Origin of the sequence: Streptomyces sodiiphilus, from assembly GCF_039529215.1 — a bacterium.
GTDB lineage: Bacteria > Actinomycetota > Actinomycetes > Streptomycetales > Streptomycetaceae > Streptomyces > Streptomyces sodiiphilus.
On the sequence record NZ_BAAAMJ010000015.1, the window covers coordinates 123,924 to 149,125 of the forward strand.

A 25,202-nucleotide genomic window follows, 5' to 3' on the forward strand; every position below is an offset into this window, starting at 1 on the left:
CACCTGACGCCCGCGCTCATCCACTACCTGCCAAGAGAGGCACCCCCATGTCTGACATGCCGGAACTCCTGCGCGCGCCGGCCGAGATCAAGTACGCGGAAGAGCTGGACTGGCTGGAGTCCATGGACGACAGCCCCAAGCCGTTCTCCTGGCGTCTCTCCCCGAAGATGGTCCGGCTGTTCATCCTCGGCTCCGAGCGTTCCGACGGCCTGGACCGGGAGATCGCCCCGAAGTGGTTCGGCGACCGAACTTTTGTGGAGCGTTCCATCGTCACGCTGGCCTCTGACCGCGGCCTGCTGCTGATCGGCGACCCCGGCACCGGCAAGAGCTGGCTGGCCGAGCTGCTGTCCGCCGCGATCTCCCGGAACTCCACCCTCGTCGTCCAGGGCACCGCCGGGACTACCGAGGACCACATCAAGTACTCCTGGAACGTCTCCATGGTCATCGCCCAGGGCCAGTCCCGCGAGTCGATGATCCCCTCACCACTGATGACCGCCATGGAGGCCGGCACCATCGGCCGCTTCGAGGAGCTGACGCGCGCCACCAGCGATGTGCAGGACGCGCTGATCTCGATCCTCTCCGAGAAGTACATCTCCGTCCCGGAGCTGGACAGCGCCGACCGCGACAGCATCATCTTCGCCAAGCCCGGCTTCTCCGTGATCGCCACCGCCAACAGCCGCGACCGCGGCGTCAACGACCTGTCCTCGGCGCTCAAGCGGCGCTTCAACTTCGTCCGCATCCCGGTGGTGACCAACAAGAAGAGCGAGACGGAGATCGTCCGCTTCCGCACCGAGGAGCTGCTGCGCCGCCACCAGATCGAGCTGGACGTGCCGCCGACCCTGCTCGACGTGCTGCTGCGCAGCTTCGCCGACCTGCGGGCTTCCTCCGCCGCGGCGGGCAGCGATGACCAGAAGCTGGAGTCCGCGCTGTCCACCGCCGAGCAGATCGGCGTGCTGGAAGACGCCGTCCTGCACAGCAACTTCTTCGGCGAGACCGCGCTGACCGCCCGCACCCTGGCGTCCTCCTTCGTCGGCTCGCTCTCCCGGCGGGCCCCCGAAGACCTCGCCATTCTCAACAAATATCTGCACGGCGTCGTCGAGCCGCGCAGCAAGGAAGAGGGCGGGCCCTGGCCGGAGTTCCTGGCAGGCGGCCGGGACACGATCGCGACCCTGTCATGAGCGGTTCCACCACAGTTACCGCAGCCAGCGGGGGCTTTGACGCGCTGCGCGGCCAGCTGCGGGATGCTGCTGCGGCCTTCGCCGACGGGCCCGGCGCCCTGGAGGACCTGCTGCTCGGCATCGTCGACGACGTGGACCGCGCCGCCCGGGAGCCGCTGGAGATCTTCCCGGTCTGCCACCACTCGCCCGCCTCCGCCACCGCGATGGCCCGCCGCCTCCGCGAGAAGCAGCCCAGGGTCGTCTATCTGGAGCTGTGCGAGGACCTGGCGCCGCTCCTCACCGAGCTGCGGAACTGCCAGCTTCCGGTAGCCGTCCAGGCGTTCGCGACCGAGGTGGAGGGCTTCCCGGCGGACTGGTCCCCGCTGTCGGTGGTGGCCCCGGTCACCGAGGCCTCCGCCGAATACCAGGCCATCGCCTACGCCCTGGACACGCCGGGCGTGGAGCTGGTCCTGGTGGACCGATCCGCGGACCATGTCTTCCAGTGGGACGAGCGAGCCCAGCGAGCCGACGACCAGGATGCCCACGCCGACGGTGAGGAAGGCGGCGCCGAGGCCGACGGGGCCGCACTGCACGGTGATGCGGTGGGCGTGGAGATCGGCGATCTGCGGCCGCGCTTCGCCGGACTGGAGGAGCATCTGCTGCGGCACGGCCGGGTGCGGCACTGGTCCGAGTGGTGGCACCAGTACGTGGAACTACCGCTCGGCGACAGCGACCACGACACCTACCGGCAGGTGATGCTGCTGATCGGCAGCCTCTTCCGGCGCCTGGCGCCCGGCGGCGACCGGATGCGGGTGGACGAGGACCGCGAGCGGTACATGTGGACCCGGATGCGGCAGCATCTGGCCGCCACCGGCACCGACCCAGCTGACTGCCTCTACGTCTGCGGCGCCTTCCACGCCGCCAGCCGGGTCGCCGAGTTCGGCCTCACGGGCGAGGACACCTTCGAGATCAGCCCGCGCACCGCCACCACCTGGCAGTACGGCCTGATCCCGTCCAGCCACGCGGCGATCGAGGCGCAGTTCGGCCTCGCCGGGGGATCGGTGTCGATCGCCGCCTCGGTCTGGGCGAAAAACCTGAAGCGCACCCGCGTCCAGCCGTACCGCCTGGCCGGCCAGTCCGGGACGAAGAAGACGAAGGCGCCGCGGGCCCGGAAGAAGATCGCGGCCCCGGCACCCGACCCGGGCACCACACCGGCCGGGGACCGGCTGACCGGATTCCTCCAGCAGTCGCCCGTGCTGGACCAACTGGACGAGGCCGAACTCCTCGGCTGGTCGGTGGACATCGTGCGGGCCGCCCGCCGCAACGGCTACCTCTCCTCCACCGCCGACGCCATCGCCGTCTTCGAGACCTCGATCCTGCTCGCCGGGATGCGGGACCGCGCCAAACCGACGCCGTACGACTTCCAGGACGCGGCCGTCACCTGCATCGAGAAGGACGCGGTGCCCGGCCGCCGGGACGTCCGCCGCCTGGTGGAGATCATGATGGGTGGCGACCGCACCGGCAAGGTCGGCTATGACGCGCTGCCGCCACTGGCCCGCGACGTGCACGACCGGCTGGCGCCGCTGCAGCTGAAGCTGGAGCGGCGCGGGGTGCAGCGGGCACTGCTGGACATCGCGGGGCGGCCGGAGCTGCAGCAGTGCTCCGATGTGCTGTGGATGCTGCGTTATCTGCTGCCGAAGGGCGCCGCCCGGCCGATCATGGGCGAGCGGCGGCTGGGCGAGAAGTCCCTCCAGGAGTCCTGGGACCTGGCGCTCGGCATCCACCAGAGGGCCCTGATCGAGCTGGGCTACGAGGGCGTCAGCATCGAACAGGTCCTGGAACAACGGCTGCGGCGCGCGGCGTACGACGCGCAGGTCACCATCGCGGGCGTGCTGGCGGCCGTGGAGGACGCCACGCTCTACCTGGGCAGCCGTCGCCTCGCCGAGGAGCTGGGCGCCCGCGCCCTGGAGGTGCTGCGCGCCGAGCGCGGGGTGGACGGCGCGCCGGAGGTGCTGCGGCGGGTCCGGCGGCTGCTCGCGTACTACCGCACCAGCGGGGCCGAACTCCCGTGCTGGATTGAGTCCTTCGTCACCACCGGCTATGCGCACTACTGCACCCTGCTGCCGACGGCGTTCACCGAGGATGACGCCACGGTGCGGCAGGTGGCGGCCATGCTGGGCTTTCTGTTCAGCATGGAGGGCCTGGCACTGTCGCTGGGCTGCGACCGAACCCAGCTGGAGCTGGCGGTCGGCCAGTCGCATCCGGAGGACCCGGCGAAGTCGGCGCTGCTGTGGGCGGCGCAGACGCAGCTGGGGACGCTGTCCCGGGAGGAGCTGCGGGCCCGGTGCGCGGAACTGCTCGCCCATCCGCTGGTGGTGCCCGCCTATCCGCGCTACCTCAGCGGCTTTCTGCACGCCCTGGAGCCGGTTCCGGGCCTGGCCGGGTTCGTGGTGGAGGCGGTGTCGCAGGCTTTCGGGCGGCTGCCGGATCCGGTGCTGCTGCCCTGGCTGCCGACGCTGATCACCACGCTCCGCGCGGAGGGCGCCGAGCTGGCGCCGCTGCTGATCCGGGAGGCCGGGAGGATCTTCCCCGGGCGACTGGAGGAGCTGGACGCCTGGGTGCCGCCGTGGCGGGAGCGGCCGGAGACACCGGCTGCGGCCGGGGCGGCGGGACGCGGCGGCGGACGGGGCGTCGCCTTGCTCGCCGCGCATCCGGCGGCCTGTGACGCGGTGGCGGAGCTGCTGGGCCTAAGGAACGACGGTTGGGCGTCGGCGGAGCCGGTGGGCGCCGCCCTGCTCGCCGCCCACCCGGAGACGGCGGCGGCGGTGGCGGAACTGCTGCCGGGCTGACCCGCCGCGCACGAGACGGGCCCGTACGAGACGGTGCCCCGCCGGGTCGAGGACCGGCGGGGCACCGCTGTCGGCCGGCAGTGGCGCGCCAGATCCGGCACCAACTCCTCGGCGACGACCTGCGGCGGCACCAGGAGCAGCACGGGTCCACACTCGATACCTTGCAGCCGAAGACCGCGATATCGTTTAGGTATCGTCCACAACCGGGAGGAAGCATGTCGAGGACCGTGATCGACCTGGACGACCAGGCAACCGAGGAACTGATGCGCCTGTACGGGGCAAAGACCAAAGCCGAGGCCGTCCGGCGGGCCATCGACGAGACGATCAAGCTGCACAAGCGGATGGCCCTCATGGATGCGATCGACAGCGGCGAGATCGACCTCAGCCACGACGCCCGGGCAGCGTGAGGGTGCGCTATCTGCTCGACAAGTCCGCCCTGGCACGCCGTGGCAAACCAGGGGTCCGGGCCATTCTCGACCCGCTCGTCCAACGCGGCCTTCTCGCCGTCACCGGTGTGGTCGAGGTCGAGATGCTGTACTCGGCCCGTAACGCCCGGGAAGCAGACCTCATCCGTGATCTGCTGCGCGGCTTCGACTATCTGCCCTGCCCCGACGAAGTATGGGACCGGGCCCTGGACATCCAGGTACAGGCCATCCGCAAAGGCAACCACCACGCCCTGTCCACCGCGGACCTCTTGATCGCCGCGACCGCCGAGCGGCACCGCGTGAGCATCCTGCACTACGACGAAGACTACGAACAGATCGCCGCCATTACGGGCCAGCCCCACCAGTGGGTAGCCGAACCCGGCACCGCCGACTGAGGACACATCCCGCATCGCTGCACCGCCAACTCAGGGACTACCGCCGGCTCCTTTCTGGTGCCGTGCCCGATGCGTGCTCCCCAGGGCGGTAAGCGCGGCCGACGGGAGCCCCAGCAGCGGAGGAACGAGGTGTCGTGAGCGGTGTTCCGGCAGGTCAGCAGACCCTCCGCGGGCCCTGAGAAGCGATCCCTGAAGCGGGAGCGCTCACCAAGTCGTTGGAGGTCTCAGGCCGCGGGTGCGACCGTGTGACGCCGAGGTCGATCAACAGCTGGGACCTTCTTGAGCGGAACGCCGCTCGGGCTGATGAGCGCCGCTCGGGCTGATGAGCGCTGCTCGACCCCCGCTCCGTCGCCGCATGAGTCCTGACGTTGTCACGTGAACCGGCGGGCTCGGCCTTCCGCCGAGCCCGCCGGTCCGCGCCGTCAGCGCTGCAGTGTCAGCAGGCCCGGGCGGTAGGGGAGGAGGCCGTAGTCGCCGCCGGAGTCGGGGCTGCGTCCCTGGTAGAGGAGCTGCAGGTTGCAGGGGTCGATGGTCATGGTCTGATCGGCGCTGGTGCGGAGCAGTTCGCCGTGGCTGATGTCGTTGGTCCAGGTGGCGCCGCTGTTGGCCTTGCCGGCGAAGGGGTTGCTCTCGGTCGCGGCCTGGGGCGTCCACGAGCCGTTCAGGCTCGTGGCTGTGAACGAGCGGAAGTAACGGCCCTGCGAGCCGATCGCCTCGACGATCATGAGGTAGCGGTTCTCGCCCTGCAGCTTGTAGACCTGCGGGGCTTCGAACAGGTTGTTCGTCGTATCGCTCATGATCACTGTCGAGTTCGTGCCGAAGCTGCCCGGGAAGTTCCCGATCGGCATACTGGCCCGGTAGATCCTGCCGTTGTCACCGGCGAAGAACAGGTACATGTGCGTGTCGTCGGCGATGAGCGCCTGGTCGATGGGTCCGGTCGGGGAGTTGGAGATGCTTCCGGAGAAGAGCTCCTGCTCGGCCGACCAGCCGTTCGGGTTGGTGGGGTCGCTGGAGGTCCGGTAGGAGAAGGAAGTCCTGCCCCATTGGTAGGCGAGCACCCAGATGTTCTTCGGCGCGAAGTAGAAGAGCGTGGGCGCGACGGTGGAAGCCGACATCGTGTTCTGGCCGGCCGAGGCCATCTGTGACCAGTCGCTGAACAGGTCGAAGTTCATCGACCCCCAGCGCGTCCCCGTGTCGTGCGTCGTCGCATAGACGAGGTGCCGGCCGTTGTAGGGGACGACGGTGAAGTCCTTCAGCGAGACCCACCCCGGCTTGGGCTGTGCCAGCGCGCCCGTTGATGTCCAGCGGTATGTCGAGGGAAGAGCGCAGGGCCCGGGGTTGCTGTCGCCGACCCTGACGAGCTGCCACTGCTGGTTGGCGCCGCCCCAGTCGTCGTACTGGACGATGTTCGCGTTGTCGGCGGTGGAGCCGCCTTGTACTTCGAGCGCCTTGTTGCTGTGGCGCGAAATGAACCTCACGTAGCCGTCCGAGCTGTCGGCCAGCCGCCACTGCTGATTGGTGGCGTTCAGGTCGGCCCACTGGACGATCGAGCCGCCGTTCGCGGTGGACCAGTTGTGGACGTCCAGGACCTTGCCGGAGTGGCGGGACTTGATGCGGTAGTAGCCGTTACCGGAGTCGGCGAACTGCCACTGCTGCTGGCTCTGATCGTTCCTGGTCCACTGGGTGATGCGGGCGCCGTCGTCGGTCGCCCGGTTGTAGACGTCCAGCGCCTTGCCGCTGTTGCGGTTGATCAGCACATACGAGGCGTCGGGGTCCACGGTCGCCGCGCCGGCGGGCTGGGCACCGAGAAAGGTGGCGACGAGCAGTAAGGGCGCAAGGACGGCGAGCAGGCGTCTCGGGCGGAGCGGGGACGGACGGCGGAACCACATCAGAGGCCTCCCTGTTCTGGGGGGTGAGTGACCCCGGTGAACCGCGGAGCGGCCGCCCGGGGTCGGGGACGGGAGAGTGCGAAGGCGGCCGTGTATGCCGACGTGCTGGTGCGCTGGGTTCAAGCCGGAGCACGTCGCCGTGGACCGGGAGGAGGCAGGTCTTCGTCCTTCAGCCACCCCAGGGGACGGCCGGTTGTGACGGCTACCGCCGGAAGGCCGTCACGCCGGCGGATCCATCAGGTGTCCGGGCGAGTGGGCCATGGAGACCTCCGGGGTGGAAGTGTCAGTTACCGAAAACCTTACGGAACTTCACGGAATCCTTGACGCGACAAGCTAGGAACGTGAGACCTCCCCGGTCAAGGCCTGTCGCCGATCTGTCCATAAACAGCGCCTCTCCTTCAGGCTTGAGCGAGCACACCCGGCCCTGGCCGGCACCCGGCCTCGAGCCGTCGGCCGGAACACGGACCCGGTCGGCTCGGGGCCGCGCGAGGTTGCCGACCTGCTGGTTCGGGCCTTTCGCCGGGGCCCGGTCCTGCCGCGTCCGGCGACGGCGGCGCCGGGGCCTCCGCGCCCCGACGGACTCGCCCGGTTTCCGGAAAGTTTCGGGCAATGAACGGAAATCCCTCCTGGAGGGTTGACGATCCACCGTCAATCCCGCACTCTCCCTGTCTGTGGAGGCGATCACTGTCCGAAATAACGAACAGTGTGCCGCGAGCCTCTGTGCTGCACGGCAGAACCGCGCACCACAGCACCCGCACCACCCCGTTTTTCCGATCCGGTGAGGTTCGCACCAGCGCAGCCTGACTCTTCGCACAGTGGAAGAGGTACGCGACGCCGCGTGGCGGTCCCCCGGCTGAGCCGCGATGGAGTACACAGTCATGGGCTTGTATGCCATATCCCCACCCGCCGTCCGCCGGAAGTTCCGCGGTCTGCTGATAGCGCTGGTCGTCGGCGTCCTCGGGGTGATCGCTGCACTGGTCGCGCCGCCGAGCACACACGCCGCCGAGAACACGCCCGGCGCCGAGAGCACGCAAGGCGTCGAGGCGGCGCAGACCACGCTCGGCGCCGCGGCGGCGCAGAGCGGTCGTTACTTCGGCGTCGCCATCGCCGCGAACAGACTGAACGACTCGACGTACACGACGATCGCGAACCGCGAGTTCAACTCGGTGACGGCCGAGAACGAGATGAAGATCGACGCCCTCCAGCCGCAGCGGGGACAGTTCAACTTCACCGCCGGTGACCGCGTCTACAACTGGGCGGTGCAGAACGGCAAGCAGGTGCGCGGCCACACCCTGGCCTGGCACTCCCAGCAGCCCGGCTGGATGCAGAACCTGAGCGGCAGTGCGCTGCGCCAGGCGATGATCGACCACATCAACGGCGTGATGGCCCACTACAGGGGCAAGATCGTCGAGTGGGACGTCGTGAACGAGGCCTTCGAAGACGGCGGTTCGGGAGCCCGGCGCGACTCCAACCTGCAGCGCACCGGCAACGACTGGATCGAGGTCGCCTTCCGCACCGCGCGCGCCGCCGACCCGGCCGCCAAGCTCTGCTACAACGACTACAACGTCGAGAACTGGAACGCGGCCAAGACCCAGGCCATGTACGCCATGGTGCGGGACTTCAAGCAGCGCGGCGTTCCGATCGACTGCGTCGGCTTCCAGGCGCACTTCAACGAAGGCAACCCCTACAACAGCAACTTCCGTACCACCCTGCAGAGTTTTGCCGCTCTCGGCGTCGACGTGTCCGTCACCGAACTCGACATCCAGGGCGCCTCGCCCACGACCTACGCCAACGTGATCAACGACTGCCTGGCAGTCGCGCGCTGCCTCGGCATCACCGTCTGGGGTGTGCGCGACAGCGACTCCTGGCGATCGCACCACACGCCGCTGCTGTTCAACAACGACGGCAGCAAGAAGCCCGCCTACGACGCCGTCCTCAACGCGCTCAACGGCGGCTCGTCCACGCCCCCTCCGGACGGCGGGCAGATCAGGGGCGTCGGCTCGGGCCGCTGCCTGGACGTACCCAACGCCAGCACCGCCGACGGCACCCAGGTCCAGCTGTGGGACTGCCACACCGGCACCAACCAGCAGTGGGAGCACACCGCCGCCGGCGAGCTGAGGGTCTACGGCAACAAGTGCCTGGACGCCGCCGGCACCGGCAACGGCACCAGGGTCCAGATCTACAGCTGCTGGGGCGGCGACAACCAGAAGTGGCAGGTGAACTCCGACGGCTCCATCGTCGGCGTCCAGTCCGGCCTCTGCCTCGACGCCGCAGGCTCAGGCAACGGCGCAGCGATCCAGCTCTACTCCTGCTGGAACGGCGACAACCAGCGCTGGACTCTCACCTGATGTGCCGCTGACAAGGGGGTGAACCGGTGAAGACCTACGGTGCGGCTTCTCCGCCCACCCACGCAGATCGCGCTGGTGGTCCCGGTTCACCTCCGTGCCGGCGGCGGTCCTCGCGACCGGCCTGCTCACCTCGGTGATCACCGCCCCCGCTCAGGAGCTGCCGGCGCCTGTCGAGGCCACGGCCGTGGACACCAACGGCTGGTACGCCGATCGCACCAGCGGCAAGGCGGTGGAGGCGCGGGGCGCCTCCACCGCCGACGGCGGCAACGTCGTCTCAGTACGCCGACTGGGGCAGCGCCGGCCAGCAATGGCAGACGATCAAGCTGTCGTCCGGAGACGAGGGCGGATGCGGTAACGCCCCGAGTCCGACAAGCGGTACGCACACGGTCCGGAGTGGCGGGAAGAACCGTAGCCTCATCCTCGGAGCTCCCGACACTACGGCCACAGCCACCCCTGCCGGCTGATCTCCGCGTTCCACTGGGGAGGCGGAACCGCCGGCGATGTCGCCTCGGGCGGAACGAGCGGGAACGCCTGGTCCTCCTGCGGCGAACAGGCACAGTCGAACAACACGGGTGCACGCGCGTGGAGGCCGAGGAGAGGGCCACCGACGTGATCAGCATGCCCCCGGATCCGTCTCCTCTTCTTCCTCGCCCCAGGGCGTTCGGCGATCCTGCTGTCGGGCAGTGGCACGTCGGGGAGCTGGTCGGGCTGCTGGTGCCCGACGTGCCCCAGCGTGCCCGGCTAACGCGAGATGCCCCCGATCACGTCGATCTCGCAACGGGCCATGGAACCGCCGTTGGGCTTGGTGAGGCCCTTCTTGATCCGCACGTCGGCGGTGACGAGTGGTATGCCGAGCACTTCCGCCAAGGCGACGTATGTGGCGTCGTTGGCGTACAAGTCGGCGTGCAGAACGCGTACGCGAGGCAGAAGAGGGGCGGCCTCACCTCTGTGGGTGGGCAGGGCTGCGTACGTCTTGAAGTGCTCGTCGAGCTCGGCAGCCGTAACCTTGGGCACGCCGCCTCGGGTGCCGCGCGCATACCCAGTAGTGCCGAAGCGATCTCGGTGTCCAGCAGATGCGGGGCATAGAGACGCGGTTCCCGGGCGATGCGGCTGCGGCCCTGCTGTCCACGCCGGTCGCTGTCCGTGAGGAAGGCGACGAGCGTTGAGCAGTCCACGACGATCAACGATCGGCCCGCCCTTCGTCGATCACCGCGAGGATGCCTTCGGTACTGACCTCGCGAACGGCATAGCGCTCGGCCCGGGCTGCAATTTCAGCGAGGGTGGGTTCAGCCGCCTCGCGGGTGACAAGGCTCAGGAGATCTGCCTGGAGGGACTGGCCCGCTTCGGCCACGCGTGTCTTCAGGCGGCGGGCGACGTCGTCCGGGACTTCTCGGATGGTGAATGCCCTACCCATGACTCCATTCTGTCGTCAGTGACATCACTGTGCAGTCATTCGTCATCGTGAGCGGCTCCCCGCGCCTCCCTGGGACCCACCCATGGGCCGGCACACCCGGTACCGCTCACCGGCTGGACTCCCCCGCGCCCTGACCTGTGGCCACTGACGCCCCCCGAGGGCGACGTTTGAGCAGGTCACAGTCCACGGTGTCGCCGAAGGGCGAGGCTTTTGGAGTTCAGAGCGAGCTCCCCGGCTCCCGCTCACGTGTGAACGCCCGCGTCAGCGATACGGGGCTCAGGGGTGTCCAGCCCTCGTCGGCCCGAGGGACCTGCGAGGACTGGATGCCGGGGTAAGCGGCGGCGTGGCTTCGGCCGGAGGGCAGCGCGGCCGTCCTCGGCGCCGGCGAGGTGCGCCGGCGCCGAGGACGCCGACATCGGTCAGTAGCCGTAGACCATCCGGTAGGCGACCTCCGGCAGGAACTGCCCGGCCGAGGAGCCCTGCCCGACACCGCAGTTGCCGTCTGACTCACCCGGGGTCTTGATCCACAGGAGCATCTCGGCGCCGCCGCCACCCTGCTGGGGAGGAGTGCCGATCTTGCGGCCGGCCGGGTTGCACCACTCACCGTTCGAGCCGTTCCCGTTCCGGCTGGTGTCCACGACGAACGGCTTGCTGTAGCCGTAACGCTGGCTCAGCGCCTGGTTGACGCTGCCGGCGTAGGAGACGTTCTCCGACGTGGGGATGAAGTTCGAGACGTTGAGGGAGAAACCCCTGGCAAGGCTGAGGCCGGAGGCCTGGAGCCGCTCGGACATGGTCCAGGCGTCGACCCAGCGGGGGTTGCCCGCGTCGAGATAGACCCAGGCGTTCGGCGCATCGGACCGGAACCGCGAGAGAGCGTTGGTGAGCATGCGCTGCCGCTCCTCGATCTGGCCCTGATTCATGCAGCTGTAGTCGCCCAGGGCGTCGGGCTCGAGAATGACGACCGCCGGACGGCTGCCGATGCCACGGGCAAAGGCGGAGATCCAGTCGGCGTACGCGGACGGGGAAGCGGCTCCGCCTCCGGAGTGACCACCGCAGGCGTCGCGGCCGTAGATGTTGTAGGCGACGAGAACCGGCAGCTTGTTGGCGGCCTGCGCGCTGCCGACGTAGGAGCTGGTGGCGGAGCCGATGTCGCCGCTCCAGGAGCCGAACCAGCGGGCCATCGGGGTGTTGGCGATGGAGTCGCGGATCGCCGCGGCCCGTCCGTCACCGGGGTTGGCCGCCGCCCAGACCGCGGGGCTGGAATTCGGGTCGACGTAGAAGCCGTCGGTCATGGCGACCGGGTCGGACGCCGCCTGTGCGGACGGCGCCGAGGTCAGGAGCAGAGGGAGAGCGAGGGATGCCGCTACTAACCCGCGCAGGAGCTTACGCATGGATGCACCTCATTCATGGGGGAGGGAGCAGTCGCTGGTCAGGTCGAACAACTCTCGGGCGCCGTTCGACGCGGCAGTGGACGGCCGGGCGGCCGCCACCGCCGTTCGTGGCTGTGACGTACGGGCTGTTCGTCTGCACGCACCACGGTGCGACGGGCCATCAACAAGCCGTTGCGGCAGGCTGAAGGAAGGCACGGCGACTCCATGACGGCACAGCAGAAGGCTCACCCGCACAACAACCCCTGGTGTCCTCAGGAGCCCGGCGACCGGGCGTGCGGAGGGAGCCTCACCGGAACAAACGGATGGCGCACGTACGCTCGATGCCGGCCTGCGGCTCGGGTACACAGGCCGTTACGGCCCGCCCGACGACCGGCATACCGTGCGTCAGGCGGTTCGGGGACCCGTCAATCGTAGGCGCAGCGAGACGGATGCGACATAGGTAGTACCATTTTCCCTTCCGCTGAGTGCGGAGCGTGCTCGGCCCAGTCCGGCGGCGGGAGCCGCCACAGCCGGCTTCACGGGTGCGCATCCGCCGGTCCGCGGCAGGCGTGGGTCGCGCCGTGACGTCCGGCTTCCCGCTTCAACCCGCCCGGCACGTCAGCCCCGGCGCGCCATACCGGACCGGGAGCCCGGGCCTGGCTCGACCCACTCGTCCGGCGCGGCATCCTCGCTGTCGCAGGAGTGGCTCCCGTCACGGTGCTCATGCCGGTCCCGTGAAGCTCCGGGGGACCGGGGGAAGCAGGAGCTCGGCGGCGGTCGCGGTGATGGCGTCGGCCACCAGCGAGAGGGCGGGGACCTCGAGCTTCCACTGCTGCCAGTACAGCGGTACGTCCCAAGGGCGTTCGGGGGCGAGCTGGGTGAGCGCACCGGAACGCAGCAGGGGTTCCGCCTGGCTTGCCGGCACCAGGCCCCAGCCGTGGCCGGCGACCACCATCGCGCAGAAGCCCTCGGTGGAGGGCACGTAGTTCCGGTGCGGGCCCGCGCCGGCGCGCTCGGGCGCCAGCGCGCGCACGAAGCGGTCCTGCGTCTCGTCACGCCGGTCGAAGATGATCACCGGAGCGTCCGGGAGGCGGTCGGCCACCGGGCCGTCCGAGAGGTGGCGTGCCGCGAACCCGGGGCTGGCGACCGCCAGGTAGCGGGCCAGGCCGAGCGGTCGGACCGCACAGCCCGCCACCGGCTCCGCCAGCGACGTCACCGCGGCCATCACCCGCCCCTCGCGCAGCAGCGCGGCGGTGTGCGCCTCGTCCTCCCGGTGCAGTTCGACGCAGACCTGGCCGTCCTGCGGTACCCGGGTCAGGGCCGGCAGGAGCCAGGTCGCCAGCGAGTCCGCGTTCACCGCGATGGGCAGCCTGGCCGGGCCGGACCCGGCCGCGATGCCCAGCTCCCGCCGGGCGCCGTCCTCCAGCGCGGCGAGCCGGCGCGCGAGCCGTACGATCACCTGCCCGGACTCGGTCGGCCGGACCGGTTTGGTCCGGACGAGCAGCACCCGGCCGGTGCGCTGCTCCAGCGCCTTCACCCGCTGGCTGACGGCGGAGGGCGTGACGTACAGGGCTGCCGCCGCCGCGTCGAAGGTTCCCTCGTCGACGACGGTGAGCAGGGTGCGCACCAGGTCGTGGGGCAGGTCGGTCATCATGGCGGCTAATGGTATGTAAGAAAGTTCAGCTGTACTCATGACGTGTCCGGCTCTAGCGTCGGGAGCCATGAACAGCGGGTCTCTCACGGCGGCCGCCGCCGGATTCGGTACGGGCTTGTCCCTCATCGTCGCCATCGGCGCGCAGAACGCGTTCGTGCTGCGCCAAGGCCTGCGGAGGCAGGCCGTACTCGCCGTCGTCGGCATCTGCGCCGTGTCCGACGCGCTGCTCATCGCGCTCGGCGTGGCCGGGTTCGGCACCGTGATCAGCGCGTGGCCCGGCGCCCTGACCGTCATCGGCCTGGCAGGCGGCGTCTTCCTGCTGTGCTACGGACTCCTGGCCGCCCGCAGGGCGATACGCCCCGCCCCCGGACAGACGCTGTCGGCGGAAGGCGCCGCGGCCGGGTCGGTGCGCACCGCGGTGCTCACCTGCCTGGCCATGACCTGGCTCAACCCGCACGTCTACCTGGACACGGTGCTGCTGCTCGGCGCGGTCGCCGCCGACCGCGGCTCCCTGCGGTGGGCTTTCGGGGGCGGCGCGATGGCGGCCAGCCTGGTGTGGTTCGCCGCCCTCGGCTACGGCTCCCGGCTGCTCGGCGGCGTCCTGTCCCGGCCCTCCGCCTGGCGGGTACTGGACAGCCTCATCGCCGCGATCATGCTCGCGATGGGCGCCATGCTGGTGGTCCGCGCCCTGTGACCGCGCCGCCTCGGGCCGCCTGCCGGGGCGTCTCGGCGGCCCTGCGGCATCACGCGAATCGCTTTGTCCGCTGTCGGTGAGGGCTGCGAGGATCGCCGCCATGGAGACGACCGACGCGACGCGCCCGGACCAGGCCCGCACCCGGGAGGAGCTGGTGGAGCTCATGGCTTCGGGGGCGCGGCCGAAGTGGCTGATGTTCTGGGGGCACCGGCCGCGGCGGGACGGCTCGATCGGGCCGGGTGTCCTCAGCCAGTGGTGGCCCGCGCCGTTCACCGTGGACGGCGTGACGTATGCCGGTGCGGAGCACTGGATGATGGCGGGCAAGGCCCGCCTGTTCGGCGACACCGACGCGCTCCCGGCGATCCTCGCGGCCCGCACCCCCGCGGAGGCCAAGAAGCTGGGACGGCTGGTCCGGGGCTTCGACGAGGCACGCTGGGCCGCCTCCCGCTTCGACCTGGTCGTGGCGGGCAACGTCGCCAAGTTCGGGCAGGACCCGGCGCTGCGCGCCTACCTGCTCGGCACCGGGAGCCGGGTCCTGGTCGAGGCGAGCCCGCGGGACCGGGTGTGGGGGATCGGTCTCGCCGCCACCGACGAGCATGCCGCCGACCCCGCCCTGTGGCGCGGCCGGAACCTTCTCGGCTTCGCTCTGATGGAGGCCCGGACCCGGCTGGCCGCCGAGGCCCGGAGCGCCTGACCGACCACCGGACCGCGTCACGACGCGGCCGTGTCCCCCTTGTAGGCGAGGCCCTTCGCCGCCAGCGCTTCCCCGAGAATCGCGATCGCCTTGGGGCCGACTCCGTGGATGGCCAGCAGCTCCTTCCGTGAGTGCTCGGCCACCCGGGCGAGGCTGGTCACGCCGTGGAGGGAGAGCTCACGTGCGGCGGTTCTGCCGATCTCGTCCGGGAGGTCCCCCACGGGGCGTACATCGGGTGTTCCGGCCATCGCTCTTCTCCTCACCTCGTCGGTTCCGCTCACTTCTGAGGTATGCCGCGTGGGCGGCTCTTCGCCGGGGTCGTCACCGGTTCGGGGGCCGCTCCCTCCAGCCTCCGGGCGATCTGTTCGAGGGCGGCGAGGTCCTCCGGGGCAAGGTGGTCGATGAAGTGCTGCCGCACCGACTCCACGTGGGCCGGCGCGGCGCCCTTGAGCGCGTCAAGGCCTTCATCGGTGAGCACCAGCAGGCAGCCCCGGCCGTCTGCGGGGTCCGGTGCGCGGCGCAGCAGGCCGCGCACCTCCATGCGGGTCGCGTGCCGGGACAGCCGGCTGCGTGACCAGCCCATCTTCTTGGCCTGTTCGCCCAGCGTGCTGGTGTGGTCGGGACGTTCCGAGAGCGTGCTCAGCACCTCGTAGTCGGCTTCGGACAGGCCGATCGCCGCCAGGTCGCGAGCCGTGCCGGTCCGGACGGCGACCATGACCCGCCGGAAGGCGCGCCAGGCCCGGTCCTCGTCGGGGGTCAGCCAGCGCGCGGCACCGGCCGAGGAGGTCGTTGACATGTAAGCAATCTACCACCTAGGGTTTGTTTCCATGTCAACGAAAAAGCTTCGCGTTCTCGCTCTGATGTGCAGCACCCGCCCGGGCGCCCTCGGCCCCGCCGTGAACCGGTGGCTGATCGACGCGATCACCCCCCGGGCCGCGGAACTGGGCGCCGAGCTCGTGCCGGTGGCCCTCGGCGACCTGGGGCTCCCCTTCCTCGACGAGGAGGAACATCCGTCCTCGGGCGTCTACCGGCGGGAGCACACCCGCCGGTGGAGCGGGATCGTGGACGCGGCCGACGGATTCATCGTGGTCACGCCGGAGTACAACTACGGGATGCCGGCGACCCTGAAGAACGCGCTGGACTACCTAGGCGGCGAGTGGGCGTGGAAACCGGTCGGCTTCGTCAGCTACGGCAACACCTCGGCCGGGACCCGTTCCGTCCAGCACGCCAAGCAGGTGGTGACCACGCTGCGCCTGGTCCCGCTGGGAGCCACGGTCGCCCTCCGCATCGGCGACGCCGTGGAAGAGGGACGGCTGCGGCCGGACACCGCCCGCGACGCGGCGGCCACCGCCCTCCTGGACGAGCTGGCCCGGGTCGCCCACGCCCTGCGCCCGATGCGCGAGCGCGGGCGGCCCGGGACCGCGCCCGCCCCCGTGCCCGGGAGCTACGCCAGGCAGCTCACCCCGGACGACGCGGCGGAAGTCACCGTGCTGCAGCGGTGCTGCTGGGCGGAAGAGGCCATCGCCAACGACACCCTCGCCATACCGGCCCTGCACGAGTCGCCGGAGGACGTGCGCGGGTGGCTGACGAGCTGGCACACCACGGGCGTCCGGCTCGACGGACGACTGCTGGGCATGGTCCGGGCCCGCCGCGTCGCCAACGACTGGCACCTGGGCCGGCTCGCCGTCGTACCCGATCTGCGCGGCCGGGGCATGGGCCGGTGGCTGCTGCGCACCGCGGAGGCCACCGCCGGACCGGACCTGCGCCGCATCGTGCTGTGCACCGGCGCCAAGAGCCTGCACAACATCGACTTCTACCGGAGTGAGGGGTACCAGCCGGTGTCACGGGCCGCCCCTGACGGGACGGTGCTCCTCGCCAAGGACATATCCGGCCGCCCGGGCTGACGCGGGCCCGGGCCGCGCGGCGTCCCGCCCTCCACGCCGGTCCGCATGGGCCGCCCGGGCGAAGCCGGTACCTCCACGGTGACGGTCCCGTTGCTCTACGCTCATGGCACGGGACACGGAGGGGGCGGGCTTTGGACGCCGGGACGATCGGACTGCGGCTGGGGTCGGCCGCCATCGGTCCACTGCTGAAGAAACTCCTGCGACGCGAGGAGCCGGGCGCCGGTCTGGTGGACCGGCCGGTACGGATCTCCTCGCTGCTCAACCTCGGGCCGGAGCCCGGGGCGTTGAACGAGAAGCAGCTGCGGAAGCTGACGGCCGCGTTGGTGGAGCGCGCGGCGGAGGCCCGCGGACCGCACGAGGCACCGGACATCGAGATCCGCTCCGAGGTCACCGACGCCCTGGTCTCCTCGCTCCGGGCGTGCGGGGATCTGTCGATGGACGATGTCCAGGCGGTCTCCCTCGGAGCCGAAGGGCTGGCCGCACGCGTCCGCTCCCGCCCGGACGCGCTCTCGGCCGGGGCACTGGCGCTCTACGACCCGCTGCTGACCGTGCTGTGCCTGCACATCATCGACCACTTCACCCGCCGCTCCACCTTCATCGCCCGCACCCTGGTCGAGCAGAGCCGGCGGATCACCGGGCTCGTCGAGCACCTGGACACACTCGCCGCACGACTGCCGCCGCAGACCGCCGAGGACATCGAGTTCGAAAGCCGGTACGCCGCCCACATCATCCGGCGGTACGGACAGCTCACCATCCACGGCATCGACGTCGAGGACGAGTGGCCGCTGGACGATGCCTACCTCAGCCTGGAGACCACGTCGGCCTCCGGCACATCCGCCTCGCACGACCGTGAAGGGGGCCGGGCGGCTCTGGCCGACGCACCGCCCCCGGCTCCTCGGCGAGCGGAAGCGGCACTCGCCGGAAAGTCCCGAGTGCTGCTGCGCGGAGCGGGAGGATCGGGCAAGACCACGCTGGTGCAGTGGCTGGCCGTGACCACGGCCCGCGGGGAGTTCGAGGCGGGCAGTCCGCTGCGGAAACAGCTGACCGGCCGGGTACCGCTGGTGCTGCCGTTGCGCCGCCTCACCCGGCACGGTGCCGACCTCCCGCTGCCCGGCGCCCTCCTCGCCGCCGCCGGATGTCCGCACACCCCTCCCGACGGCTGGGTCGAACGCGTGCTGAACGCGGGGCGCGGCCTGCTCCTGGTCGACGGGATCGACGAGGTTCCGGAGGACGAACGCGCCGAAGTCCGCCGCTGGCTGATCTCGCTGGTCCGGGACTTCCCCGACAATCTGTGGCTGGTCACGGCCCGGCCCTCCGCCGTGCGGCACGACTGGCTGGCCGGGGACGGGTTCACCGACCTCTCGCTCGCCCCGATGAGCCGCGAGGACACCACCGCGTTCGTGCGGCGCTGGCACACCGCCACCCGCACGGACGAGGAAACCTGCGCCGACCTGCTCGACGTGCTGCGCCGGCGTCCCGATCTCGCCCGGCTGGCGACCAACCCCTTGATGTGCGGCCTGGTGTGCGCCCTGCACCGCACACGCCGCGGCCACCTGCCGCGCGGCCGGCAGGCACTGTACGAGGCCGGTCTGCACATGCTGCTGGAACGGCGGAACCAGGAACGCAAGGTCCGGTCGGCCATCGAACTGGACGCCCCGGCCCAGATCCTGCTGCTGCAGCGCCTCGCCTACTGGCTGATCCGCAACGGCCGCACCGAGATGGAACGCGAGGACGCGGTCGAGGTGATCGCCGACGCGCTGCCGAGCATGCCCCATGCCTCGGAGCAGGGGGACGCGGAAGCGGTGTACCGCTTCCTGCTGGACCGCTCCGGTCTGCTGCGCGAACCGGCGGAGGGCGCGGTGGACTTCGTGCACCGGACGTTCCAGGACTACCTGGCGGCGAAGGCGGCGGTGGAGGGGCGCGACATCCCGTGGCTGGTCGGCCGGGCACACCTCGACCAGTTCGAGGACGTGGTGCGGATGGCCGTGGCCCACGGCCGTCCGGCCGAACGGGACCGGCTGCTCAAGCAGCTGATCCAGCGGGGCGACCGCGTGAAGAAGCACCGCATCCGACTCCACCTGCTGGCAGTCGCCTGTCTGGAACACGCTCCGGAACTCTCTCCGGAGATCCGCGAGCTGGTCACCGACCGGGCCACGTCCTACCTGCCGCCGCGTACCTTCGAGGAGGCGGAGTCCCTGGCCGCCGCGGGGCCGGTCGTCCTCGACCTGCTGCCCGGCCCCGACAGGCTGACCGAGGAAGAGGCCACCTCCGTGGTGAGCACAGCAGCCCTCATCGCCGGCGACCGCGCCCTGCCGGTGCTGCGACGCTTCGTCGCTCTGGACAATCACGGCGTGCATTATGAACTGTCCAATCACTGGTCCTCGTTCGAGGCCGGCCAGTACTACGCGGAGATCATGAGTCGCCTTCCCCGGGACAAGGTCACCTTCTCCCCCTGGGACGAAAAGAGCCTCAAGTGCACCTTGGCCACGAAAGGGATCCAACTCCTCTCCGTTCCGCACGAAACCTCGGAAACGCAGCTCGATCAGCTTCTCACGGACCGGCAGTTGAACCGGCTGGATCTCAGCAAAATTCAACTCACCGACGTGAGCCCTCTGAGCCGTCTGCGAAGCTTGAACACCCTCATCCTCGACGTGAGCCGTCTTCCCTGTGGGATCGAAGCCCTGCACCCTCTGGGCCTTGAGGCACTGATTCTGACATGCGAGGAAAAAAACCCACCCCCGGACGCTCTGCGAGGCCTCAGTGGGTTCGACGGACTGCGGCTTCTCACCGTTGTGGGGAACGTGCCACTTGATTCCCTCGCGGAGATTCCACGGACAGTGGACCGGCTGACTCTTCCGTCCGAACCACCCTCGCTGGAGGTGGTCGAAACCAAGAACCGCCTCAGTTATCTAGGCCTGCAGTACTGCGTTCGCCCCCTTTCCCGGAAAGAGTGCGAGACGATCGCATCGTTTCCACGGCTGGAAGTGATGGTCATCAACCGGCTCACACTGCACAGCCTCGCCGAATCAGGCACAGCATTACCGCGAATCCAGCAACTGTACGCATGGGCGACGGGCAACTCCGAGAGAATCACAGCGAAAGACTTGGCCTTCGTGAACCAAGAATTTCCCGGCCTGACAAGACTGCATCTCGTCGGGCCTTTCGAGAGTCTGGAGCCACTGAAAGATCATCCGCGGTTGGAAACAGTGAGGCTGCTGAATTTCCGGGGCCCGGTTCCGGCACCACGGGACGGGTTGGAAGTGATCACCGAACCGGCCTCCCGGTACTGACCCTCCGCACATGCACGCCGACGGCACGCAGAGCACGCCGGCGGAAGCCTCGGCCCTGCGCGCCTCTCAGTCGGTGGTGGAGTACGTCCCGCCCGAAGAGCGTGGGGCGTACTGTGATGTGGGACATTCGGAACAATGGCTCCATGGCACGGTCTGTCAACGCAACTCACGTACCGGGTGACGTCACACGCGATCGTGAGGAAGAGATCCTGGACGTGGCTGCAGGGCTGGAGGTGCCCGAGGGGTACCGGGTCGAGGTCATCGACGGAAGAATCGTCGTCACCCCACCGGCCGACGGGCGGCACGCCCTGGCCCTCACCTCTCTGATGGCCGTTCTGATGACCGCCGGTGCGCGGGACCGAGGTCTGCACGTCCTGCAAGGGCTCGGTCTGTATCTGCGTCCGGGAAAGAAGGACTTCGTCATCCCGGATCTCGCGGTGGTCGACGAGGACTTCCTGGAGCACCCGCTGCCCTACAACGGCTATCCGCCTGACGTTTTCCGTCTGGTGGCCGAGGTGACCTCCTCCAACTGGCGGGACGACACAGAGAGCAAGGTATCGGCATACGCCACGGTCGGCGTACCCGTGTATCTGATCGCAGACCGGGAGCACGGCAGGGTCCTTGTGCTCAGCCGCCCGCACCACGGCAAGTACCAGAGTGAAGCGGAGTATCTTCCGGGAGACAAAGCACAGATCCCGGGGCCCGTCGCCTGCGAGATCGCGGTCGAGGAACTGCTGCAGGGCTGAGCTCTTCCCCGGCCGGGGCGGGGCGGGGCTGCAAGCGCCGGTGCGGTTGAACACGCCGGCGGAGGGGGTCAGTGGTATGCGGCGTGGTCGATGGTCATGTGGAAGAACTCCCCCTTCGGCCACCGGCTGCTGCCGTACCACCAGCCGAAACGGCCGCCGCACGGGATGGTGAAGCCGTCGAAGAAGGCCTGGTCGGTGAAGACGCCGCCGAAGGTGTGCTCGCGGTAGCCGGCCTTGTCGGGGTTGCCCCAGCGGGGCACGGTGACAGACTCCGGTGCGCCCGAGGGCGAAACCGTCAGGGTCACCCGGCATTCCTCGTCGCCCACCCGGACGCTCGCGGTGGCGCGTGCGGCGTCGACGGGATGCCAGCTGACCTCCGGACGGAGCGCCGCGGCCGGGACGAGCGGGAGTTCGCCGGCCAGGCGGCCGGCGGCACTGCGGGTGATGTCGGCCCCGGTGGCGGACATCACCGGCACCGCGCGCAGCAGCCGCCATCGCATCTCGCCCGTTCCCCGGCTGTAGCGGTCGTATCCGGTGACCGGCAGACCGGCCACCCGGGTGGTGGCCGCCCAGATGAACCCCCGGGGAGGGGCGAGCACCTGGGTGGCCCGGAAGGGGCGCCAGGCGCCCAGCCGGATCTCGCCCCGCATGGACAGTTCGGCGGTCTCCCGCAGCGGGGTGCCGGGCGCGATGGCGTGCGTCAGCCAGCGCCTCACAGGCTCGGGCAGCCCGGCCACCATGGCTGGGTCGAAAGGCTCAGGGCGCGGGGTCGGTGCGGCCAGTTCGGCCCATGTGTGCCGCAGCTCCCCGCGGGTCGCTCCGGGCGGGAACTGGGCGGGTCCGGCCGGCACGACGGCGTTCCGCCGTGCCGGCCTTCCTTCCCCACCTGCACCACTCCCACTGTTCACGCTCCCAGCGTGCCCGGGGGCGGGTGCCTCTTCCCAGAGCCGAATGGGTCATGTCCCTCGGCCGGACGGCCCTCGCGAGCCGCGCGCGGAGCCGGGGGGCAGGGTCGGCCACGCTGCGGACTGCCGGCTGTCGGGTGACGGGAAAGCCGTCGGCGAGGGCAGTGATGCCCTCGGCGGCTTCAGCTCGTGATGCGGACCTCGTGGCTCCGGGCGTCGGGCGCGGCGAAGCGGACCAGGCGTTCGCCCTCGTCGGTGAGTCCGGCGATCCGGTGCCGGGAAGGGGGGCGAACGGCTCGACGGTCAGGACGGCCGGGCCCTTCCCGCGGTCGATCCTCCAGCGGCCCGCGACGAAACCGTCGACCAGGATCGTGGGCCGGATGATGCCGTTGACGGTGAACACCTCTCTCCGGTACTCCGGTGGCAGGATCCGCTCGCGCTCGGCGTGCGAGAGCAGGATGTTGTCGAACTCCGGCAGGAAACGGACGGGCACGTCCATGTCCGCGTCCGGGAGTCCGGTCTCGGCAAGGTCGTGGAGCACCGTGCCGTGCTCGTCCCGGTACCGGCGCAGCCGCTCACCCAGCCGCGTGAAGACCGCGCCGAGGCGGGAGAGCCCGGACCACTTCTGCATGTCCTTCACGCTCGCGGGGCCGTACGCGGCCAGGTAGCGCAGCACGTACGTGTCGAGGGAGGCGTGCTCGTCGGGCCCTTGCCGCAGCCCGCCCGAGCGGTGGCGGTCCGTTCAGGACTTGCGGATGGTCATGGTGTTGTCGTTGGACGGGATGCCGTACTTGTACTGCTGGCAGTTCGTGGACTTGTGACGGCTGACCACCGTCCACCCGGCGGGGACGTCGAACAGGCCGCAGATGGTCCGCGTGGAACCTGTCGGAAGACCGGTGAGGTTCACCAGGTCGGTCCGGTTGTGGTAGTCGCTGGTGCCGCGGCTCCGCTCACAGTCGGAGACGGACGAGTACCTGGTGACGCGGAATCCGGCCGGTACCGGGCTGTAGGTGCAGGCCTGCACCGTCCCGCCGGGACCCACGCCGCTGGTGTCCGTGATGCGCTTCGTGTTGTACATGCCGCCGCCGGTCGGACCGCACTGGGAGCTGTCCCAGTACCTCACCTCGACCCATCCGGCGGGTGTGCTCGTCGAGCCGCACACGTCCTGCGACGTCGCGGCGCCTGCCGTGCCCGTGGTCATCGACCCGCCCAGCAGTAATGCGGCCAGCACGACGACGCCGCGTCTCCATCCGTTCATCCCGCACCTCCGGTTGCCGAACGATGAGCCCCTTCGGGGCAGACACAATCATGCCTCTCTCCCCCGTGCCTGTCCTGGGAGTGGCCGGATTGACACCCGGTGACCGCTGTCGCGGTCCGGAGGGCCGAGCCGCTTCGCCGCACCGGCAGCTTCCCGCACCGGACGGCGGAAGGAGCCGCGGCGAGCCCTCGGGCACGGGTCCTGAGGGCTGCGGCGGCCTGGTGCGGCGGCGAACGGTACGCGCCCGGTTCCGGGGGCGTACCGGGTCAGCCGGGCTGGTCCCCGGCGTAGCGGTAGATGTCGCCCGCCCTGTTCACGTGCCAGACGGTGCCGTCCGCGGCGGCCCCGATGTCGACCGCCGCGCCCGGGATGCGGACCCAGGGGCTGGGGTCTCCGGCGTCGTTGCCGGAGAACTTGTAGATGTTCCCGCTGGAGTTCACACCCCACACGTTCGTCCGCGACCCGACCGCGATACGCGAGAGGGAACCACGGATCTGCACCCACCGCGACGATCCCTGGATGTCCTGATCACCCGCGTAACGGTAGATGTTCCCACCGCTGTTGACACCCCACACCGTGCCGTCGGCCCCCGCACCGACATCCACCAGCGCCCCCGGGATCCGCACCCAAGGGCTCGGCTCCCCCACATCATTGCCGGAGAACCTGTAGATGTTCCCGCCGGAGTTCACACCCCACACATTCGTCCGCGAGCCGGCCGCGATGGCGGAGAGGCCGCCGGAGATTCTGATCCACTCGGGCACGAGAGCCTGCCTTTCTTCGGAGGACATGCACCGGGAGCATCCGAAGAAAGGCAGATCGGCAAACGCTCCGATGTCCGGCTCGTCCCCTCGGTTGGTCGCGAATTCTACGTTTGAGCCCGGCCTCCCGTTGCCGGCAAAGGGAGCCGCCCGACCTGCACCCACTGCCGCTTGGCCGAACACACCGTCACACTCAGGTGTGGTCTACGCTCCCTGCCCTTGACTGCCCCGCACATCCCGCGGCGGCGCCCCTCTCGGTCGAGGAACCGCTGGGCGCTCGACCGCGCCCGCTATCGCCGGTACGGGTAGACGAAAGGCTCCGTCGAGCGACGGACCGACTCGCGGACCGCCAGGATCCGGGGCCCCGCCGTGTAGTACCTCCCGCGTGCTTCGCCGTGCTGCTCCAGCCAGCCCGTGCGGACCATTTCACGGATGTCGCGAGTGGACTGCTGCAGGCTCAGCTCGGCGTCGGACTGATAGACGGGCCGCCGGACACGGCCTCCGAGAAAGGCCGGGAGCAGTGCGACTGCCACCCGTTCGTCCAGTTTCGCCTTCGAAGCGGCCTCTGTCAGGGCCTGCCATGCCCGCGTGTAGAGATCGAAACGTCGTTTCGCCTGCTGAGCCTGGACGTGATGTCCGGTGAGACAGAACTTCACCCACGCCGACGTCCCGGCTCCGGGGCTCCAGCCCGCCCCACCCGTCTCCCGGAGCACTTCGTAGTAGCCGTAGGTGTTCTGGCCGTGCCCCAGCCATTCCTCGATCGAGGAGAACTCGGCCGGCATGAGTTCCTCAAGAGCGAAGACGAGCGTGGACAGGGCGCGTGACATGCGGCCGTTCCCGTCCGCCCACGGATGGATCTTCACGAGGTTCAAGTGCGCCATGGAGGCCCGCACGTGCACGGGCGTGTCCAGGTCCCCTTCGTTGAGCCAGGCGATCAGTTCCTCCATGAGCCCTGGCACCTCGTCGCTCTCCGGCGCCGTATAGACGGGAACCAACTCGTCCTCGGGGCTCGACACATAGACGGAACTCCTTCGCAGACGTCCGGGACGCTTCTGCGGGTGGTGCTCCTGGATCATGTAGTGCAGGCCGTTGATGAGGCCGAGGTCGTAGCGGAACTCCGAGCCGACGTCCGACAGGGCCAGAATGTAGGTCATCGCCCTCTGGTATCCCTCGAGTTCCCTGCGGGTGACGTCACTCGCCTCCAGTGGCATCTCTCCTGCCATCAGGTCCTCGACATCCTCGACCGTGGCCGCATACCCCTCAATGGTGTTCGAGCCCGCGATGGCGCGAGCGGTGAGGTTCCTCCGCAACTGCTTGGTCCACTTGCGCGGCGTGCGGAGGAGACGACGCAGGTCCTGACACATCTCCGCGATCTCGTCGAGGGTTCGCCGGTCGGAGTCATCAAGGGAAGGAACCTGATACAGCATGCCGCCATGACACCATGTGCGTGTC

Annotated in this window: 23 protein-coding genes; 11 read left to right on the top strand and 12 right to left on the bottom strand. The window is 69.8% G+C overall.

Going from position 1 to position 25,202, the window contains the following annotated elements; translation table 11 throughout:
- Window positions 1-56: 56 nt before the first annotated feature.
- The 4 genes from ABD299_RS09065 (at window position 57) to ABD299_RS09080 (ending at window position 4,826) form a co-directional block, all read left to right on the top strand.
- Window positions 57-1,178 (top strand): ATP-binding protein, encoded by a 1,122-nt coding sequence (locus tag ABD299_RS09065; protein ID WP_344260443.1) that lies wholly within the window; start codon window positions 57-59, stop codon window positions 1,176-1,178.
- Entirely contained in the window at window positions 1,175-4,006 is a 2,832-nt protein-coding gene (locus ABD299_RS09070; RefSeq protein ID WP_344260219.1) for a DUF5682 family protein, read from the top strand. The genes ABD299_RS09065 and ABD299_RS09070 overlap by 4 nt, the downstream gene beginning before the upstream one ends.
- A gap of 215 nt (window positions 4,007-4,221) precedes the next feature.
- On the top strand, window positions 4,222-4,413 hold the full coding sequence (locus ABD299_RS09075; protein WP_344260445.1) for a type II toxin-antitoxin system VapB family antitoxin: 192 nt from the start codon (window positions 4,222-4,224) through the stop codon (window positions 4,411-4,413).
- A complete protein-coding gene (locus ABD299_RS09080; protein ID WP_344260221.1) occupies window positions 4,410-4,826 on the top strand; it encodes a PIN domain nuclease in 417 nt (138 codons plus the stop codon). Before ABD299_RS09075 ends, ABD299_RS09080 begins: the two co-directional genes overlap by 4 nt.
- A gap of 422 nt (window positions 4,827-5,248) precedes the next feature.
- Here ABD299_RS09080 and ABD299_RS09085 read toward each other — a convergent pair whose 3' ends face one another.
- A complete protein-coding gene (locus tag ABD299_RS09085) occupies window positions 5,249-6,715 on the bottom strand; it encodes a non-reducing end alpha-L-arabinofuranosidase family hydrolase (protein WP_344260223.1) in 1,467 nt (488 codons plus the stop codon).
- An 878-nt stretch (window positions 6,716-7,593) separates the two neighbouring features.
- Here ABD299_RS09085 and ABD299_RS09090 point away from each other — a divergent pair.
- A complete protein-coding gene (locus ABD299_RS09090) occupies window positions 7,594-9,063 on the top strand; it encodes an endo-1,4-beta-xylanase (protein WP_344260225.1) in 1,470 nt (489 codons plus the stop codon).
- A 94-nt stretch (window positions 9,064-9,157) separates the two neighbouring features.
- The gene (locus ABD299_RS09095) at window positions 9,158-9,418 is read left to right on the top strand and encodes a hypothetical protein (protein WP_344260227.1); all 261 of its coding nucleotides are present in this window, start codon (window positions 9,158-9,160) and stop codon (window positions 9,416-9,418) included.
- A 386-nt stretch (window positions 9,419-9,804) separates the two neighbouring features.
- Here the strand turns inward: ABD299_RS09095 and ABD299_RS09100 are convergent, their stop codons facing one another.
- From ABD299_RS09100 to ABD299_RS09115, 4 genes are all read right to left on the bottom strand, one after another.
- Window positions 9,805-10,077, bottom strand: a complete 273-nt coding sequence (locus tag ABD299_RS09100; protein WP_344260229.1) for a hypothetical protein — start codon at window positions 10,075-10,077, stop codon at window positions 9,805-9,807.
- Window positions 10,078-10,243: 166 nt separating this feature from the next.
- Window positions 10,244-10,477 carry a FitA-like ribbon-helix-helix domain-containing protein gene (locus ABD299_RS09105; protein WP_344260231.1) on the bottom strand — a complete coding sequence of 78 codons (234 nt, stop codon included), beginning with the start codon at window positions 10,475-10,477 and terminating at the stop codon, window positions 10,244-10,246.
- Window positions 10,478-10,896: 419 nt separating this feature from the next.
- Complete coding sequence (locus ABD299_RS09110; protein WP_344260234.1) at window positions 10,897-11,868, bottom strand: glycoside hydrolase family 6 protein; 972 nt, start codon at window positions 11,866-11,868, stop codon at window positions 10,897-10,899.
- A 700-nt stretch (window positions 11,869-12,568) separates the two neighbouring features.
- Complete coding sequence (locus ABD299_RS09115; protein ID WP_344260447.1) at window positions 12,569-13,498, bottom strand: LysR family transcriptional regulator ArgP; 930 nt, start codon at window positions 13,496-13,498, stop codon at window positions 12,569-12,571.
- A gap of 70 nt (window positions 13,499-13,568) precedes the next feature.
- Between ABD299_RS09115 and ABD299_RS09120 the strand changes: the two genes are divergently transcribed.
- Both ABD299_RS09120 and ybiA read left to right on the top strand, forming a co-directional pair.
- Complete coding sequence (locus tag ABD299_RS09120; protein ID WP_344260236.1) at window positions 13,569-14,195, top strand: LysE/ArgO family amino acid transporter; 627 nt, start codon at window positions 13,569-13,571, stop codon at window positions 14,193-14,195.
- A gap of 100 nt (window positions 14,196-14,295) precedes the next feature.
- Window positions 14,296-14,889 carry a riboflavin biosynthesis intermediates N-glycosidase gene (gene ybiA, locus ABD299_RS09125; protein WP_344260238.1) on the top strand — a complete coding sequence of 198 codons (594 nt, stop codon included), beginning with the start codon at window positions 14,296-14,298 and terminating at the stop codon, window positions 14,887-14,889.
- 17 nt (window positions 14,890-14,906) lie between these two features.
- Here the strand turns inward: ybiA and ABD299_RS09130 are convergent, their stop codons facing one another.
- Window positions 14,907-15,137 (bottom strand): helix-hairpin-helix domain-containing protein, encoded by a 231-nt coding sequence (locus tag ABD299_RS09130; RefSeq protein ID WP_344260239.1) that lies wholly within the window; start codon window positions 15,135-15,137, stop codon window positions 14,907-14,909.
- Window positions 15,138-15,166: 29 nt separating this feature from the next.
- Window positions 15,167-15,685: a MarR family winged helix-turn-helix transcriptional regulator gene (locus tag ABD299_RS09135; protein ID WP_344260241.1), complete on the bottom strand. Its 519-nt coding sequence runs from the start codon at window positions 15,683-15,685 to the stop codon at window positions 15,167-15,169.
- A gap of 31 nt (window positions 15,686-15,716) precedes the next feature.
- On the opposite strand from ABD299_RS09135, the gene ABD299_RS09140 reads away from it, so the two are divergent.
- From ABD299_RS09140 to ABD299_RS09150, 3 genes are all read left to right on the top strand, one after another.
- On the top strand, window positions 15,717-16,793 hold the full coding sequence (locus tag ABD299_RS09140; RefSeq protein WP_344260243.1) for a GNAT family N-acetyltransferase: 1,077 nt from the start codon (window positions 15,717-15,719) through the stop codon (window positions 16,791-16,793).
- Between the two features lie 131 nt (window positions 16,794-16,924).
- Complete coding sequence (locus ABD299_RS09145; protein WP_344260245.1) at window positions 16,925-20,083, top strand: NACHT domain-containing protein; 3,159 nt, start codon at window positions 16,925-16,927, stop codon at window positions 20,081-20,083.
- A 215-nt stretch (window positions 20,084-20,298) separates the two neighbouring features.
- Window positions 20,299-20,829, top strand: coding sequence for a Uma2 family endonuclease (locus ABD299_RS09150; protein ID WP_344260247.1), 531 nt, complete (start codon window positions 20,299-20,301; stop codon window positions 20,827-20,829).
- A 68-nt stretch (window positions 20,830-20,897) separates the two neighbouring features.
- On the opposite strand, the gene ABD299_RS09155 is transcribed toward ABD299_RS09150, so the two are convergent.
- The 5 genes from ABD299_RS09155 to ABD299_RS09175 all read right to left on the bottom strand — a co-directional run bounded on the left by ABD299_RS09155 (window position 20,898) and on the right by ABD299_RS09175 (window position 25,177).
- Window positions 20,898-21,569, bottom strand: a complete 672-nt coding sequence (locus ABD299_RS09155) for a DUF6544 family protein (protein WP_344260250.1) — start codon at window positions 21,567-21,569, stop codon at window positions 20,898-20,900.
- A 16-nt stretch (window positions 21,570-21,585) separates the two neighbouring features.
- Window positions 21,586-22,452 (bottom strand): DNA glycosylase AlkZ-like family protein, encoded by an 867-nt coding sequence (locus ABD299_RS09160; RefSeq protein ID WP_344260449.1) that lies wholly within the window; start codon window positions 22,450-22,452, stop codon window positions 21,586-21,588.
- Window positions 22,453-22,476: 24 nt separating this feature from the next.
- Window positions 22,477-22,992 (bottom strand): hypothetical protein, encoded by a 516-nt coding sequence (locus ABD299_RS09165; RefSeq protein WP_344260252.1) that lies wholly within the window; start codon window positions 22,990-22,992, stop codon window positions 22,477-22,479.
- Between the two features lie 266 nt (window positions 22,993-23,258).
- Complete coding sequence (locus ABD299_RS09170; RefSeq protein ID WP_344260254.1) at window positions 23,259-23,780, bottom strand: tectonin domain-containing protein; 522 nt, start codon at window positions 23,778-23,780, stop codon at window positions 23,259-23,261.
- A 260-nt stretch (window positions 23,781-24,040) separates the two neighbouring features.
- Window positions 24,041-25,177 carry a Fic family protein gene (locus tag ABD299_RS09175; RefSeq protein ID WP_344260256.1) on the bottom strand — a complete coding sequence of 379 codons (1,137 nt, stop codon included), beginning with the start codon at window positions 25,175-25,177 and terminating at the stop codon, window positions 24,041-24,043.
- Window positions 25,178-25,202 lie beyond the last annotated feature (25 nt).

Bases quoted from the DNA above. Each gene is read 5' to 3' on its own strand.
- ABD299_RS09065 (WP_344260443.1), top strand. From the start codon at position 57: ATGCCGGAACTCCTGCGCGCGCCGGCCGAGATCAAGTACGCGGAAGAG.
- ABD299_RS09070 (WP_344260219.1), top strand. From the start codon at position 1,175: ATGAGCGGTTCCACCACAGTTACCGCAGCCAGCGGGGGCTTTGACGCG.
- ABD299_RS09075 (WP_344260445.1), top strand. From the start codon at position 4,222: ATGTCGAGGACCGTGATCGACCTGGACGACCAGGCAACCGAGGAACTG.
- ABD299_RS09085 (WP_344260223.1), bottom strand. From the start codon at position 6,715: ATGTGGTTCCGCCGTCCGTCCCCGCTCCGCCCGAGACGCCTGCTCGCC.
- ABD299_RS09090 (WP_344260225.1), top strand. From the start codon at position 7,594: ATGGGCTTGTATGCCATATCCCCACCCGCCGTCCGCCGGAAGTTCCGC.
- ABD299_RS09105 (WP_344260231.1), bottom strand. From the start codon at position 10,477: ATGGGTAGGGCATTCACCATCCGAGAAGTCCCGGACGACGTCGCCCGC.
- ABD299_RS09110 (WP_344260234.1), bottom strand. From the start codon at position 11,868: ATGCGTAAGCTCCTGCGCGGGTTAGTAGCGGCATCCCTCGCTCTCCCT.
- ABD299_RS09115 (WP_344260447.1), bottom strand. From the start codon at position 13,498: ATGACCGACCTGCCCCACGACCTGGTGCGCACCCTGCTCACCGTCGTC.
- ABD299_RS09120 (WP_344260236.1), top strand. From the start codon at position 13,569: ATGAACAGCGGGTCTCTCACGGCGGCCGCCGCCGGATTCGGTACGGGC.
- ybiA (WP_344260238.1), top strand. From the start codon at position 14,296: ATGGAGACGACCGACGCGACGCGCCCGGACCAGGCCCGCACCCGGGAG.
- ABD299_RS09130 (WP_344260239.1), bottom strand. From the start codon at position 15,137: ATGGCCGGAACACCCGATGTACGCCCCGTGGGGGACCTCCCGGACGAG.
- ABD299_RS09135 (WP_344260241.1), bottom strand. From the start codon at position 15,685: ATGTCAACGACCTCCTCGGCCGGTGCCGCGCGCTGGCTGACCCCCGAC.
- ABD299_RS09140 (WP_344260243.1), top strand. From the start codon at position 15,717: ATGTCAACGAAAAAGCTTCGCGTTCTCGCTCTGATGTGCAGCACCCGC.
- ABD299_RS09155 (WP_344260250.1), bottom strand. From the start codon at position 21,569: ATGGTGGCCGGGCTGCCCGAGCCTGTGAGGCGCTGGCTGACGCACGCC.
- ABD299_RS09165 (WP_344260252.1), bottom strand. From the start codon at position 22,992: ATGAACGGATGGAGACGCGGCGTCGTCGTGCTGGCCGCATTACTGCTG.
- ABD299_RS09170 (WP_344260254.1), bottom strand. From the start codon at position 23,780: ATGTCCTCCGAAGAAAGGCAGGCTCTCGTGCCCGAGTGGATCAGAATC.
- ABD299_RS09175 (WP_344260256.1), bottom strand. From the start codon at position 25,177: ATGCTGTATCAGGTTCCTTCCCTTGATGACTCCGACCGGCGAACCCTC.